The sequence below is a fragment of the Rhodococcus sp. IEGM 1408 genome (assembly GCF_033142235.1).
Taxonomy (GTDB): domain Bacteria; phylum Actinomycetota; class Actinomycetes; order Mycobacteriales; family Mycobacteriaceae; genus Dietzia.
The window spans coordinates 1-14,328 of the sequence record NZ_JAWLRW010000013.1 but is presented as its reverse complement, the minus strand read 5'-3'; the positions used below and the strand labels follow the sequence as shown (position 1 = coordinate 14,328).

General features: G+C 62.8%; 15 protein-coding genes. 7 read left to right on the top strand and 8 right to left on the bottom strand.

The features are described from left to right. Positions 1–218 precede the first annotated feature (218 nt). Positions 219–1,025: a hypothetical protein gene (locus tag R4P08_RS16465; RefSeq protein ID WP_317815000.1), complete on the top strand. Its 807-nt coding sequence runs from the start codon at positions 219–221 to the stop codon at positions 1,023–1,025. 91 nt (positions 1,026–1,116) lie between these two features. Here the strand turns inward: R4P08_RS16465 and R4P08_RS16460 are convergent, their stop codons facing one another. From R4P08_RS16460 to R4P08_RS16450, 3 genes are read right to left on the bottom strand one after another with little or no spacing between them, the layout of a single operon-like run. Continuing rightward, positions 1,117–2,907, bottom strand: a complete 1,791-nt coding sequence (locus R4P08_RS16460; RefSeq protein ID WP_317814999.1) for a hypothetical protein — start codon at positions 2,905–2,907, stop codon at positions 1,117–1,119. Continuing rightward, positions 2,904–3,188 (bottom strand): ribbon-helix-helix protein, CopG family, encoded by a 285-nt coding sequence (locus R4P08_RS16455; RefSeq protein ID WP_317814998.1) that lies wholly within the window; start codon positions 3,186–3,188, stop codon positions 2,904–2,906. The genes R4P08_RS16460 and R4P08_RS16455 overlap by 4 nt, the downstream gene beginning before the upstream one ends. Further along, the gene (locus R4P08_RS16450) at positions 3,185–3,511 is read right to left on the bottom strand and encodes a hypothetical protein (RefSeq protein WP_317814997.1); all 327 of its coding nucleotides are present in this window, start codon (positions 3,509–3,511) and stop codon (positions 3,185–3,187) included. Before R4P08_RS16450 ends, R4P08_RS16455 begins: the two co-directional genes overlap by 4 nt. 150 nt (positions 3,512–3,661) lie before the next feature. Between R4P08_RS16450 and R4P08_RS16445 the strand changes: the two genes are divergently transcribed. After that, the gene (locus R4P08_RS16445; RefSeq protein WP_317814996.1) at positions 3,662–3,934 is read left to right on the top strand and encodes an XRE family transcriptional regulator; all 273 of its coding nucleotides are present in this window, start codon (positions 3,662–3,664) and stop codon (positions 3,932–3,934) included. Positions 3,935–3,981: 47 nt separating this feature from the next. On the opposite strand, the gene R4P08_RS16440 is transcribed toward R4P08_RS16445, so the two are convergent. Continuing rightward, the gene (locus R4P08_RS16440) at positions 3,982–4,560 is read right to left on the bottom strand and encodes a LysE family translocator (protein WP_317814995.1); all 579 of its coding nucleotides are present in this window, start codon (positions 4,558–4,560) and stop codon (positions 3,982–3,984) included. Between the two features lie 164 nt (positions 4,561–4,724). On the opposite strand from R4P08_RS16440, the gene R4P08_RS16435 reads away from it, so the two are divergent. Further along, positions 4,725–5,177: an Lrp/AsnC family transcriptional regulator gene (locus R4P08_RS16435; RefSeq protein ID WP_317814994.1), complete on the top strand. Its 453-nt coding sequence runs from the start codon at positions 4,725–4,727 to the stop codon at positions 5,175–5,177. Positions 5,178–5,222: 45 nt separating this feature from the next. On the opposite strand, the gene R4P08_RS16430 is transcribed toward R4P08_RS16435, so the two are convergent. The 4 genes from R4P08_RS16430 to R4P08_RS16415 all read right to left on the bottom strand — a co-directional run bounded on the left by R4P08_RS16430 (position 5,223) and on the right by R4P08_RS16415 (position 9,478). Next, a complete protein-coding gene (locus R4P08_RS16430; RefSeq protein ID WP_317814993.1) occupies positions 5,223–6,203 on the bottom strand; it encodes a nitronate monooxygenase in 981 nt (326 codons plus the stop codon). Positions 6,204–6,250: 47 nt separating this feature from the next. After that, positions 6,251–7,072: an amidohydrolase family protein gene (locus tag R4P08_RS16425; RefSeq protein ID WP_317814992.1), complete on the bottom strand. Its 822-nt coding sequence runs from the start codon at positions 7,070–7,072 to the stop codon at positions 6,251–6,253. 40 nt (positions 7,073–7,112) lie between these two features. Beyond that, positions 7,113–8,480: an MFS transporter gene (locus R4P08_RS16420; RefSeq protein ID WP_411741231.1), complete on the bottom strand. Its 1,368-nt coding sequence runs from the start codon at positions 8,478–8,480 to the stop codon at positions 7,113–7,115. 143 nt (positions 8,481–8,623) lie between these two features. Further along, on the bottom strand, positions 8,624–9,478 hold the full coding sequence (locus R4P08_RS16415; RefSeq protein ID WP_317814990.1) for a helix-turn-helix transcriptional regulator: 855 nt from the start codon (positions 9,476–9,478) through the stop codon (positions 8,624–8,626). Between the two features lie 161 nt (positions 9,479–9,639). Here R4P08_RS16415 and R4P08_RS16410 point away from each other — a divergent pair, with 161 nt between their 5' ends. The 4 genes from R4P08_RS16410 to R4P08_RS16395 all read left to right on the top strand — a co-directional run bounded on the left by R4P08_RS16410 (position 9,640) and on the right by R4P08_RS16395 (position 13,951). Next, positions 9,640–11,268, top strand: coding sequence for an AMP-binding protein (locus tag R4P08_RS16410; RefSeq protein WP_317814989.1), 1,629 nt, complete (start codon positions 9,640–9,642; stop codon positions 11,266–11,268). A gap of 46 nt (positions 11,269–11,314) precedes the next feature. Continuing rightward, entirely contained in the window at positions 11,315–12,097 is a 783-nt protein-coding gene (locus tag R4P08_RS16405) for an enoyl-CoA hydratase/isomerase family protein (protein ID WP_317814988.1), read from the top strand. Between the two features lie 128 nt (positions 12,098–12,225). After that, positions 12,226–13,257 carry an MBL fold metallo-hydrolase gene (locus R4P08_RS16400; protein WP_317814987.1) on the top strand — a complete coding sequence of 344 codons (1,032 nt, stop codon included), beginning with the start codon at positions 12,226–12,228 and terminating at the stop codon, positions 13,255–13,257. Next, a complete protein-coding gene (locus R4P08_RS16395) occupies positions 13,247–13,951 on the top strand; it encodes an RraA family protein (RefSeq protein WP_317814986.1) in 705 nt (234 codons plus the stop codon). Before R4P08_RS16400 ends, R4P08_RS16395 begins: the two co-directional genes overlap by 11 nt. Positions 13,952–14,328 lie beyond the last annotated feature (377 nt).

The following is a 14,328-nucleotide window of genomic DNA, read 5'->3' as shown; positions in this document are numbered from 1 at the left end:
TCTCTCCGCAAGTGCAAGGTGTGTCTATTGGGCAGTGAGCTTGCAGGTATCCAGCGCCGCCGGGAGCGCAGCGTTACTAGCCGGCGGCGCGAGGGGCTGGCGCAGATGGTTGGCCACGTTGACGCTTTTCGGCGCGTTGTTGCCCGATTAGAGGAGTCGAGTGCCGAAGAAGATGGGATGCTGCCAGGGCCTGGTGATCTCGAGAGACGAAGGGGCCTATGAGCGGATTCCGAATACCTGTCTATCTCGACCTCGATGTGCTTGTGCCGCTCGCCAATTACCACGGCATCGAGGTGCTGGTTGACGTTGAGGTGTCAGAGCGCATGCTGCGATCCGGCGCCGCCAATGGCGGTGGCAAGCTCCGCACCGGATTGATCGACGCCGAGGCAGGCGGCGCCAGGACCACTGAGTCCGAACGCACTAGATCACGAGTAATCCGTGACGCTCCTGCCAGCGCCTTGAACCGACTTGTCGATGCTCTGTTCAAGAGTGGTGACGTTAGGACCGATACGAGTGACGTGGCGCGGCGCAATGTCGTAGAGATCGATGCGGATTGGGAGATTTCGCCTGCCACCGATGCTGGCGCGCTGCTGACGTCTCTATTCGGGATGGCGGCCCAGAACCCAGCCATGCTGCAGTTAGCCAGTCCCCCTCCCGAGTTACTCGCCGCGATCATGCGCCCTGCCGAGCAGGGGACGGTAATCCTGAGCCGCGATTCGAACAACGACGACGAAGCCGCAGTGATCGTGCTCGCCAACCGAGAGAACCTTGTGGGGACGAAGACTGCCGATGACCTCGAAGGGGATCGGACTGTGCTCGGAATCGTGGAGAGTTTTGTTCCCGAGGGTAAAGACTTCGAGTTTGCCAAGCATCTGCTGACCGGCATACCTCGTGCCTTCAGACGGCAGACGAATGCAGTAGACCTGCTGCGATCGGTGGTGACACAGGTGGGCTCCGACGTCGACGCTGACAGCTTAGTGATTCCGGGCCCTGTCGTACTGGTTCGAGCAGTTGCGGTGTACTGAGTAGGGATCGCCCTGCAACCGTCGAACATCCTGCCCCTCCCGGTTGCGCGAATATCCAGCCGCGGCTACGCGGGGCATCGCTCGCCAACTACTAGAAGTTCGCAAGCCATTCCACTATTCGGCTCCAGGCGACGGAGCCATTGACAGCAATCAGGGTTGTGACTGAGACAAACAGTGACGCCAGCGAGACGAAAAGAGCACGGCTTCCTAGTCGAGCGCTAGCCGCGCTGGCTCCCAGTGACGAAGTGGTGGCCAACACTTCGCGGTATGCGGCGTCGTCGGAGATCAGCGACTCAAACAGCTGCGTCCGTGACTGGCCAAGTTGTTCAATCAAGTCGAACTCTTCCGGGGGGCTGGGGATTCCTGGCGCTGGAACGCCCCTGACATCAAGACCTTCCCACCGTCGCCACGTAGGGCTCCAAAGCTGCCCCGTGTCCCGTGCAACAGCCGGCAAGTCGACGCTGAACGTCAGGAGCTCATGCTTGAGCGCATCCAGCCGCCTTGGACTGAAGCTACGATGCCTCGACCTCGCTGTGTCCCGCTGAGTTGCCGCCTGCTCGTCAAGTTGCCGGGCGTAATGCACCACGGCGTAGTGGAGTAAGAATGCGCGGACGGCATCGTCGACCATCGCGGCAAGGGTTCCGACCGAGTAGGGCTTGTCGCCGTATCCCGGTCTGTCGTTGGCGTCTGAGACAACTTTGTAAGACCCCACGACCCCCCAGCAGTTCTCCAGGGCTTCGCGCGGAGGTCGGAGGGCTTCGCCACGAACCAGGACCGCGCCAGGGATCTGCGGGGACACATAGTTGAAGAGGTAGTTCGTCTCCATTGCGAGAGCACGGAGCGGAGCGCCCATGTCCCTGCTCGCCACCGACGTCGTCGGATCGAACTGCTGAAACATGTTGAAGTCGATTACTGGCTGGCGTGCCTCTGTCTGGGCGAAGAATCCACCGCAACGCTCGGAAAGCCAAGACCGTGCGATGTCGTGAAGGCGCTGACGTTCACGCTGGGTTGCACGAATGGCGCTGAAGTATCGATCCTCGGTGCGCGGCCGACGAAGGCCGCGCCACTCGAAGACCGGCTCGTGGTCGGCCTTCCAAACTTCGTTCAGGGAACTTTGCCCCTGCTCGCTCAACTGGATGAACGCGATCACGGCAGTCATACTGCTGCCGATCTGCACCCCCGATAGCTCGATGAGGTCGAACTCCGCTGGCAGCACCTCGCGGTGGGTATCCATAGCTACATACCGCGCGGTCGGATTGGCTACCGTACCCAGGCGGCTCCAGCGCAAACTGCTCCTGCGGCGGGCTCGGGCTATCTGCTCTGCGTTGCTGCCGTCTATCGACCCGATGAAGTCGTTGTCCCCCCAGCCGTTTTTTCTCAGGGACCGAAAGAGGTCGTCGTAGAAACTCGGGGGAAAGAACTCCACAACCCAGATGGCACCCTGCGCGACCTCTTCGTCGACCGGAACCACCAGATTCCTCAGAGGGCTGGTGCGGAGCTCGACCTTCAGTCGCTCGTAGTGATTGAACACGTTGAAAAAATTGAGACCATTGTTCAACCGGAGCCGGAGTCGCCATGGAACGAGGCGCCGCCGCCAACCCGTTAACAACCAGCGAAGGACGCGGTAGGGGAAGTCATACCAGCGCCACCGTGTTCCGATTGCCGGGACCAAGTCGTACGCCCGCTGCACTTCCTGCGAGATGGCGTCGCCGTCGATCGCAGTATCCGCTGCCGCCTCAAGGTCGCGAACTTCCGGCGTCGAGTCATCGCCGTCATCTGAAACGCTCATAGCGGAGTTCGTACTGGTGTCCGCACCACTGGGACCCTCGACCTTCCGCCCGTCAGCCTCTATCTCGTTTTCCCTTGGCTCCACTGCGCTCATGCGGCCGGATGTGTCCCGAGGTACTCCTCGATGGCGGCTCGGATAACAGCACTCATCGGCTGCCTGGTCCGCTCGGCATAATCGGCGAGCCTGCGGCGGTCTGACTCAGTGAGCCGAACAGCCAGCGGACGAGTCTCTTCAGCAACGTCCCCTCCACGGGGCCGGCCGGGCCGATAATCCGGCCGTATCCCAACCGATCCGGCGACCACCTCGTACTCGCCGGACTCCACCGCGTCAGCAAGACGCGCATAGCGCGCTTCACGATCGCTGGCCTTGCTCATGGTTCCTCCTGTTGCGTTCTCTGGCGGCGGCTGACCTGATCGGTCAGATCGACCGTTCCTCCGGTGACCTGGAGCACCTCGCGAGCCACCGTCGTCGTGAGCAGCATCGCGTGGAACACATGCAGCTCACCCGAATCGACCTGGTCGGCGACCACCTCGATGAACGGCCCACCGTCCGAGTCGCCGACCATCCGGATCAACTGCGCCTCCGGATCTGCCCGCGGCGCCACCCTGTAGCGCACGACCGAATGCTCCAGCACCGCTCTGATCTCCGCATCCGTGATGCCATGCCGACGCGCCGACGCGCAGATCGTCACTTTCACATCTAAACTGTATCACGGTTTTGGGGGAGCCGGAAGGCCTCTGAGCTGCATTGTTACAGCGCCGATAAGCTCCGTTATGTAAAGTTAAACTTGTCAATAGCGTTAATTAGTACTTGACGTCACCTGCGATGCAGGCGGACACTCGGGGCCATGGAGACTCCTCGACTGGTCGAGCTCATCGACGCCCACAAGCGCGCCTACGGCGTCGGCGAGGCCGAGCTGGCCCGCCGAATCGGGGTCACCCGCCAGAATCTGCACCTGTGGCGCACCCGCGGACTGCGCGGCTTGCCGGCCCGAACGACGCTCGACGGCATGGCTGCTGAACTGCGCCTTCCGTATAGACGGGTTCTCGAGGCAGCGCTCCGCGATGCCGCCTACCTCGATGCCACCGACCATGTGGCCACCACAGCGAAAGACGCGTAGCTCTAGAAGGTGCGCCGGCAGAGGTGCGTCGTGTACCTGCGACCGGACTACGCGAGCAGCTGCCTGACCAACAACAAGCCACCGATAAGCGTCATTGTGACTCCAGATGCACGAGTGATGCCGGGGCCGAGAGCTGGGCGCGCCCTGAAAGCTGTGCGGGCGAGCAATGCGACAGCGAAGTAGACAACCGCGCAGCACGCGACGTGCATCCCCCCGAGGGTTAGCATCTGGACCGCGATCGGCCAAGCACCATCCGGGTCGACGAACTGTGGCAGCAGGGCGCCTAAGAGAAGGAGCACCTTCGGGTTGAGCAGGCTGATGCCGAGACCTTTGCCAAATTGGCCAACTACCGAGGACTCGACTGGCTCATCTTCGGTGTGGCTATCGCCAGGTTGCCGCGCCATCTCGACACCCAGCCAGATCAGGTAGAGCGCACCGATCACTGTGAGCACAGCCACCAGTGCGGGGTTGCGAGCGACAAGCGCACCGAGCCCGCCCGCTACGACTGCAGTGGCGACCAAGTGGCCGAGCAACAGTCCGCTGACTGCAGGAAACACGGAGCGATGTCGCACTCCGGACGTGATCGCGTATGCCCAGTCCGCCCCCGGAGTGATGATGAACAGCATTGCTACCGCCCAGAACGCCAGAACTGTCGCCCCTGACACAACCGAACCCCTTTCGCCGTACGGGCCGCCGCTGTCGACCTCTAGACGAAACGATATGGGCGTTGACGAGGGATATGGTCCCTACTTCTGGCCTATCAGCGAGACAAAGTGGAAAACTATTCGCCATGGATGCGATTGATCGGAAAATAGTTGCACAGCTTCAGGCCAACGGGCGCCTGACCATGTCAGACGTCGCCGCTCGCGTGCGGTTGAGTGTCTCGTCGTGCCACCGTCGCCTGCGAACCTTGGAGCGCGAGGGCGTGATTCTTGGCTATCGCGCGCAGGTGGATCCAAGCGCGGTTGGGCTAGAGTTCGAGGCTCTCGTTTTCGTGACGATGCAGACCGCACAACGCGGCCCCGTTGCCGCCTTTGAGACTGCTGTAGCGGACTTGCCCAACGTCATATCGGCCCAGCGCCTCTTCGGCGATCCCGACTACCTGTTGCGCGTGGTGGCCAGAGACCTCACAGCGTTTCAGGAGATTTATGACGGCCACCTCGCGGCCCTTCCGGGCGTCGAGAAACTTCGCTCCACGCTAGTTATGAAGAGTGTGGTCGATGACCGGGGCGTCCCTCTGTAGGGAGAACTCGACGGGAGTATTAGGCCCAGCGGTGTCAGATCCAGGTTACTTAGCCAGCTGCGACGGCAGCTGGCTAGTGACGATCTGCCGGGCCTCGGAGAGGATCGTGTCAACAACCTCGCGACAGCTCGCGATGTTGTGGATGAGCCCCTGGGCTTGGCTGGCCCACCACAGTCCGCCTTCGACGTCACCATTGCCGTACACCTGTTCGCGTCCTCGCTTGCCGCTGGCCAGATGGGCCACATCGTCGAAAGAGGCGCCCGGACGGCGGGAGATTTCGGCGATCTCCTGGGAGATCGAGTTGCGCGCGACTCGGGCGGTGTTGCGAAACTCCCGGAAGACCAGGACGGTGTCCCGTTCGGTGTTGTCCACGATCTGCTGTTTGACGTTCGGGTGGATCGGCGCTTCGTCGGTGGCCATGAACCGAGTACCCATGTTCACGGCTGAGGCCCCGAGCGCCAGCGCTGCCACCAGACCGGATCCCGTCGCCAGACCCCCACTGGCGATGATTGGAATCGACAACTTCCGCGCGGCGGCCGGGATGAGCACGAGGCCCGGAACGTCATCTTCGCCGGGGTGGCCTGCGCACTCGAATCCGTCGATACTCACGGCGTCCACGCCCACCTGTTCGGCCTTGACGGCGTGTCGGACCGTCACCGCCTTGTGGATGACCTTGACCCCGGCTTGCTTGAACGTCGGCAGGTGGGGGGCTGGATTACTACCGGCGGTCTCAACAATCTTGATTCCACTGTCGACGATGGCATCGCGGTATTCGTCGTATGGAGCGGGTTGCAGGGTGGGCAGGATTGTCAGGTTCACCCCGAAGGGTTTGTCGGTCATCTCCCGGCAGCGGGCGATTTCGGCGGCGAGCGCTTCTGGGGTGGGCTGCGTCAGAGCAGTGAGGAACCCGAGCGCTCCGGCATTAGCCACGGCGCTGATGAGGTCGGCGGTGCCCACGGCGGTCATACCGCCGCAGACCAAGGGATGGTCGACGCCGAAGAGTTCGGTGAAAGCGTTGGTGAACAAGTGATTTCCTCAGTTGAGCTAGGTATGGGCGATCTGTGGTCGTTCGGCTAGGGGTCGAGGCGGAATGCCCGGTGGGCGTTTCCATGAAGGAATGCATCGCGAGTGGGCTCGTCCAGCTCCAATTGATCCAGTCCGGTCAGACAATCGGACGCCGGCCAGGCCGGGTGGTTGGAGCCGAACAGAATCTTGTGCCTGCCGTGCCCACGGAGGTAGTCAACGATCTCCGTCGGGTAGCGCGTGACCTTATAAGCGGAGGTGTCGATGTACACGTTGGGGTACTTGGTGGCCAACGAGATCGCCTCGGCCGTCCAGGGAGCACCGGTGTGTCCGCCAACGATCCGTAGGTCCGGAAATTCCAGTGCGACGTGATCGAGGTACGGGATCGGGCGGCCCGGTTCCGACGGGGCTAACGGACCGGTGTGCCCGATCTGGGTGCAGAACGTGATGTCTAACTCGCAGCATGCCGCATAGAGCGGGTAGTACCGACGGTCGTCCGGGGGCAGGTTCCACAGCCAGGGGAGAATGCGCAGGGCTCGGGCGTCGTACTCCTCGACGCAGCGACGGAGCTCACGGACCGCCTCCATGGGGCGACTGAGATCCACCGAGGCGGTCATCGTGAAGCGGTCAGGGTGACGGGTGGCGATCTCGCCCACCTCGTCATTGCCGATGAGCTCACCGGTGGGGCCCCACCATGCGCAGAGCATCCCCCTGGCGACCCCGGCCTCGTCCATTCGCTCGAGCGTCCATGACACCGGGAGGTCCCCCTCGGGGATGGTGTCCTTGGACCAGCGTCGCAGCGAGTCAAGGAAAGGCATGGCGAGCCACCTCTCGGTGGGGTGCTGCATCCACGCGTCGATGATCTGAGACATGGTCTGGCTCCTTTCTCGGAGCGGCGCTGCTACAACGGGATCAGGCGGGCTCGGTGACGGGATGAGCTTCCGAGGCATCTTCGCCATCAGTGACACCGGCTTCCATCGCCCGGTGACGCGTCTCGGGCAGCGCGAGCACGCAGAGGAGGCTGAAGACGCCGTAGCCGGCCAGGAGCCATCCGATCGCTCCACCACCGAAGTTCTCTTTGAGCTGTGCGGCGAGCATCGGTGCGATGCCTCCACCCAGGACGCCGGCGATCGCGTAGGCCATCCCGGCCCCTGTGTAGCGGTACTCGGTCTTGAACATCTCGGGCAGCAGCGCCCCGGCCGGGCCGTAGGAGATACCCATGATCGCCAGGGTCATGGTCAGCCCGAGGAAGAACGCGGTCGCGGACCCGGTATCCAGCAGCGGAAAGAGCACCAGTCCACCGGGGATTGCCACGAGGCAGGATCCGATTACCATCGTTCGTCGTCCGAAGCGATCGGAGTAAGTCGCGGCGAGGGCGGTCACTGCGCAGAACACGAAGGCGGCGAGAACACCGAGCGAGAGTACGGTTCCGCGGCTCAGTCCCACCGTTGCGGTGCCGTACGCGGTCAGGTAAGCGGTGCCGATGTAGAAGAACGCGAACATCATGGACAGCGCCCCGGCGGCGAGGAACAGCTCACGGGGCTGGTTCTTGAATACGCCGATCAGCGGACCGACACCCGAGGCGCGCGGCGCAGCAGCCTGACGCGCGAACATCGGGGTCTCCTCGACCTTCAGCCTGACGTACAGGCCGATGAACACCAGGAGAGCGCTGGCGATGAAGGGGATACGCCAGCCATAGTCGAGGAATGCTTGAGAGGTTTCACCGACGAAGACGTTGACGATGAGGAATGTCCCACTGGACAACGCGAATGCGATCGACGGGCCGAGCTGCGGGAAAAGGGCATACATGCCGCGTTTGTGGGCAGGCGCGTATTCGGTGGCCAGGAGCGTGGCGCCGGCCCACTCCCCTCCTACGGCCAATCCCTGTGCGATTCGAAGGAGGACCAGGATGATTGGTGCCGCCACGCCAATGGTGGCGGCGGGCGGGACGAAACCGATCGCCACCGTGGCCACTCCCATGAGGAGCAGCGTGGTGATCAGGGTGTTCTTTCGACCGATGCGGTCTCCGAAATGACCGAAGATCGCCGCTCCCAGTGGCCGGGCGATGAAGGCCACGGCAAAGGTGGCGAACGAGGCTACGGTGCCGGCGGCGGTGCCCAGTGCCGGGAAGAACACTGTCGGGAACACCAGCGCAGCTGCGGTGCCGTAGATGAAGAAGTCGTAGAACTCGATCGTGGTACCGGTGCAACTGGCCAGGGCGACGCGGCGCATCGGCGTGTGCGGGCGCGTCACCGCGACCGGGTCGACGGAGTGGGTCATCAAATCTCCTACTGAGAGGGGGCCCGTCGTCGAATCGGACGGACCAGCGATGCCCAGTAGTGTGATGCGGGTTACAACTGGCGGGAACCTTCAAAAGTGGGACAGTGGCGCAGTTGGCTACTTTGGTGGGTGGATACCTGCAGCTACAGCAGGCCCTGGCTGTTCGCGGCGTTGATCGCCTGCACGCGGTTGGCCACGTGCAATTTGCGCATCGCCGACTTCATATACGACTTCACCGTATTGGGAAGTAATCCGAGCGATTCCGCGACCTCGTTGTTGCTCGCCCCTCGCGCGACCTCGCGGAGCACGTCGAGCTCGCGCGGGCGCAACGAGGTTGGTGGCGCGGAATCCGTACGCGGCCCGCGAGGTGAGAAGCGATGCCCGACAGCCTCAATCCGCTTGCGCACCTCTTCATCATCGATCAGCGTCGCGAGCTCGTTGAGTTCACGCGCGATGTCGACCAGTTCAGCACCGCTCATCCCGTCTGGATCTGCCGAACGGGCGGACTGCATCAGACCAAGTCGTCGACGGACTTCGTCTTCCACCGCGATGTCGCGTTCGAGCTTGCGAATTATCGGCGCGAGCGAGTCGAACCACCGGTCGCCGAGGTTGACCTGGGTTCGGGTGGCGATATACAGCAGCGCCCGAGGAGACCGATTGACCATGACCGGAACGGCCGCAAGCGTTTCAATGGCTTCTGGCCTGACCGCGTGGTCGTAGACGTGGGTGATGCCCTCGGAGGCGAAGTAGCTGGCCACCGATACCGGACGTCGCAGAGACAAGGCCTTTCCGCCGAGCCCGTGCCCATTGTGCACCACGAGGTTCCACGCCGACCGTGTCCGGGTGCCGTGTAGTTCGGTGATCTCCATCGCGCTGGCCCGATGCTTGACCGGACCACCGAACACCATGTCCATCCGCGCCTGGAGCCGAATCGGTTCGAGCGCCGCGGCGAGAATTCGCCCCTCCGTGATGTCGTCACCACTCAGCGAAGCGGTCATTGGTACTCCTTCGTGAGGTGTACCAGAAAGGCTAGTGAGCTCCATCACAGCGCACAATCTCGTACCTACCTTGGTGGGTACGTCGTGGCGCGGCCCACCTTGGGGGGTTCTCAAAAGTCGAGACGCTGGTCACAGTTCTAGTCCTGAGGAGAGGACCACGCATGAATCCGCGATTGAGCTACACAGTGGGCCAGAACGACACCCCATTGTTGGAGATGACCATCGGCCAGAACCTCGACAATGCAGTCGAGAAGTTCCCCGACCGGGAAGCTCTCGTCGACGTCCCGAGCGGCCGACGTTGGACGTACCGAGAGCTGGCCGCCGACGTCGAGGCGCTGGCACTCGCGCTCCTAGATGACGGTGTTCGACCCGGGGACCGCGTGGGCATCTGGGCGCCGAACTGCCCCGAATGGACCATGGTGCAGTTCGCTACAGCCAAGGTAGGCGCGATCCTGGTGACCCTCAATCCGGCCTACCGGACCCAGGAGTTGGAACACGCTCTCAATCTGGCCGGCATCCGATTGTTGTTCGCTATCCCCACCTTCAAGTCTGCTGACTACGCAGCGATGATCGAGGAGGTCGGGCCACGGTGCAAGACCCTGGGCCGCGTCATCTACCTGGCGGACCCGGAATGGGATGAAATGCTGCGCCGAGGAGTGTCGGTACCGCGAGAGCGCCTCGCCGACGTCGAGGCGGGCCTGCGACCTGACGACCCGATCAACATCCAATACACCTCGGGAACCACCGGCGCACCCAAGGGCGCCACGCTGTCCCATAGGAACATTCTCAACAACGGATTCTTCGTAGGTGAGCTGCTCGGATACACCGAACACGACCGCATCTGTGCCCCAGTGCCCTTCTACCACTGCTTTGGCATGGTCATGGCCACGCTGGGAGCCCTCACCCACGGGGCATGTGTGGTGATCCCTGCCGCGGCGTTCGACCCGGCATCGGCGCTGAAGTCCGCTGCCGAGGAGCACTGCACATCGATATACGGGGTGCCGACCATGTTCATCGCCATGCTGGCCCTTCCCGATTTCGACTCCTTCGATCTCTCCTCACTCCGGACCGGCGCGATGGCCGGCTCACCGTGCCCAGTAGAGGTCATGAAGAAAGTCACCGAATTCGCGCCCGAGATGGCGATCGCCTACGGCATGACCGAGACCTCTCCGGCGTCGACGCAGACTCGTCCCGGCGATTCCCTGGAACGCCGAGTGTCCACGGTCGGATACGCGCACCCGCACGTAGAAAACAAGATCATCCACCAGGTCACCGGAGAGACGGTCCCTCGCGGGGAAATCGGAGAACTGTGCGTACGGGGTTACTCGGTGATGCTCGGGTACTGGCACCAACCGGAGAAGACCATCGAGACCATCGATGAGGACAGGTGGCTTCACACCGGCGACCTCGCCGTCATGGACGACGACGGCTTCGTCAGCATCACTGGCCGGATCAAAGACATGATCCTGCGCGGCGGCGAATGCATCTACCCGCGTGAAATTGAGGAGTTCCTCTACACCCACCCCGATGTCCTCGATGCCCAGATCGTCGGCGTCCCCAGCAAAAAGTACGGCGAGGAGCTGATGGCCTGGCTCCGGCTACGGCCGGGAGCTGCGGAGCTGGACGCCGCCGCCGTGCGCGCGTTCTGCGACGGCAAACTCGCCCACTACAAGATCCCTCGACACGTCCTCTGCGTCGACGAATTTCCCATGACCGCCAGCGGGAAAATCCGCAAAGTGGAGATGCGAGAAAAGTCAGTCGAACTGCTCGGACTCACCGTCCACGTCTAAGCCCAACCGATCACGGCCTGAACCCACAAGAAGAAGGAGCAAGCACATGAGCTGGAACATCGAACGTCGCGGCCGCGTCGCCGTCGTGACCATGAACACCAACCCGGTCAACGCGCAGAACCGGGAGTTCTTCGGACACCTGCACGAGGCATTCGACGCGCTCGAGCGGGACCACCCCGACTCTCCGGTCGTGTTGACCGGCACTGGGGCTCGCTTCTCGGCGGGCCTGGACCTCGACGAACACTTCCGGCTCTTCGCCGGGGACACCGACGCTGTCGCCTCCTGGTTCAAGGATTACCGCGAGACGAACATGCGTCTGTTCACCTACCCTCGCCCCACTGTCGCTGCCGTTAACGGGCACGCTTTCGCAGGTGGGCTCATCACAGCGTCCGTGTGCGACCGCCGGGTGTGCGTGGACGACGGGGCCAAGTTCGGGATCAACGAGGTACCGATCGGAATTCCCATGCCGGCGGTGTACCTGCGGATGCTGCAGTACGCCTGGGGGGACGCCGTGGCTTCGCGGGTCTGCTTGCAAGGCCAGATCTTCTCCACCACCGATGTGTACGAGATGGGCATCATGCACGAACTCGTATCGGCCGACGAGGTCGTCAACCGGGCGGTCGAGATCGCAGAGATGACGCCCGAGGATTGCCTGGACAACTACACGTACACCAAGCGGGCCCTCCAGGCTCCCGCCCTGCAGGACATCGCCACCTTGTCCGACCCCCAAGACGAGCAGGGCCTGGCCGCCGGAATGACCAGCGAAAGCTCCCGCCAGGCCCATCGCCGCTACTGGAAGCAGCTCAAGGGCACAGACGCCACCTGGTAACCGGAAAAGGTCGGCGCAGAGCGCACTTCTCCGCGCCGACCCCCTCCCCCAGGCGTCGATCAGCACACCAGCCCCTTGCCACTAGGGCACGATTGGTCGGCCGTCGATCAGAGGCATAAAGGAGATCTGTGACTACAGAACCCAATCTGCCCAAGAGCATCATCTGGCGGGAACGGCCGTTTCCGAACTCGAACTTTCTACTCCTCCTCGGTGAGCAACCGAGTCTCATCGACAGCGGGTTCGTCGCCCATGCCGAGCACACCGCGTACCTCACCCGCGAGTTCACTACCCGACTCTCCTGGGTGGCCAACACACACTGGCACTCAGACCATGTGGGGGCCAACGCGATACTGCAGCAAGCTGGCGCCCAGATCGCCGGATCCCACTCGGACGCCGAATCGCTGTTCCGGACCGACCCGGGGTGCTGCGTGGCCGAATACTTGGATCAACCCGTACCCCGATACACCGTCGACAATCCGGTCGGCACGGGAGACCGGATACTGCTGGGAGATCTCCAGTGGGAGGTGCTATCCGTCCCCGGACACACCCCCGGCCACCTCGCATTCTGGAACGCCGAACACCGCCTGGCCGCAGTGGGCGACACCGTGACCGCTCACGATGTGGGATGGGTCAACGTCATGCGCGAAGGGACGCGGGCACTCGACGCCGCGCTGGACTCACTCGGCAGGCTCCAGGCTCTCGACGCGCAACTCCTGCTGCCCGGGCATGGCCCGCTCGTGACTGATCCGAGCTCGGCAATCGACAACGCCATCGGTCGTCTGGAGCGCCAACGCACCCGGATCGATCTGGCTGTCTCCCACGGTGCGAAGCGCATCCTCGCATTCGCGCTCATGATCCACGGCGGAATGGCAGCAAGTGCGCTCGATGACTACCTGACTCAGTGCGAGTGGGCTCAAGACGCAGCCGCGGTCGTTGACAAGACAGTCGCAGAGTTCTCACGAGACCTAGTCGATTCCATGTTGAGAGGCGGCGGGCTCACCCTCCGCGCGGGCACCTTATACGCCGCCGCCAGTTCTAGCCCTGTCGATCCCGAGGTCTTCGACCTCCCGTTCCCCCGGGCCTGGCCCCAGCATCCTGGTCAAGAAAATCGCACCGGCGACCGTCGACATGACACCAAGGACGACACGAATGAACGTTGATGACCTGCAACATCTCTACCTCGACCTCGCTACACCTCACGTGGCCGACGCGATCATGCGACTCGGGATTCCCGTACGCCAAGCCCCAGCCACAGTGCGACCCCTATGGGCCGGCACCCATCTCGTCGGACCGGCTCGACCCGCCCGCCATTCGGGCAGCGTCGACGTATTCCTAGAAGCCATCGACTGCGCGACCCCCGGCGACGTCCTCGTCGTAGACAATGCCGGTCGTGACGACGAAGCCTGCGTCGGCGACCTCGTCGCTCTGGAAGCTCACCACGCAATGATGGCCGGCCTCGTGATCTGGGGAATGCACCGAGACACCACCGAACTTCGCTCTATCGGCCTGCCCGTTTTCAGCCAAGGCGCCCTTCCGGCCGGTCCCCAGCGGCTGAACCCGCCCCCTGAGGACGCATTAGCCACCGCATATCTTGGCTCACACGCAGTCACACTCGAGGACTTCGTGTTCGGCGACGACGACGGTGTCCTCTTTCTCCCGCTAGACCGCGCAAGGGACATCGTCGAGCTCGCGACCCAGATCCGTAACACCGAACGTCACCAAGCAGCACACATGCGACGAGGAACAAGTTTGCGGGAGCAAGTGTATTTCACAGAGTTCCTCGATTCCCGGCAACAACGAGGAACCACCTTCCGAGAACACCTACGCCGCACTGGAGGAGAAATCGAGGAGTAAAGCATCCGTCGCTCCCACGGCGGGCTGCCCCCAATCATGGCCCACGCTCCCACGCCGATATCCAGACGTTATGACAAGCTGGCGGTGTCGAGTTATATCTCGCGCGGACTCGACCCTTCGGGCCGTGATTCCTGTCGTGGGCCATGAGCGATGCAGGCTCGTTCGGCGGGGCATGGACACTCCCGATACTTGAACTGGCCTCAGGGTGCGCCCTCAACTTGGACCGTGCTGCCGAATAATCACCGCTCGTCTATCGGAGGGGCCACCTCACTAGCGAATTCCAGTTTCGCCGAGGCATTTAGGATTAGCCCTCTCGCTTCATCGTGAAATTGCTCCACGGTCCACATATCCTTCATCGCAGTAACCCATCTGAGGTA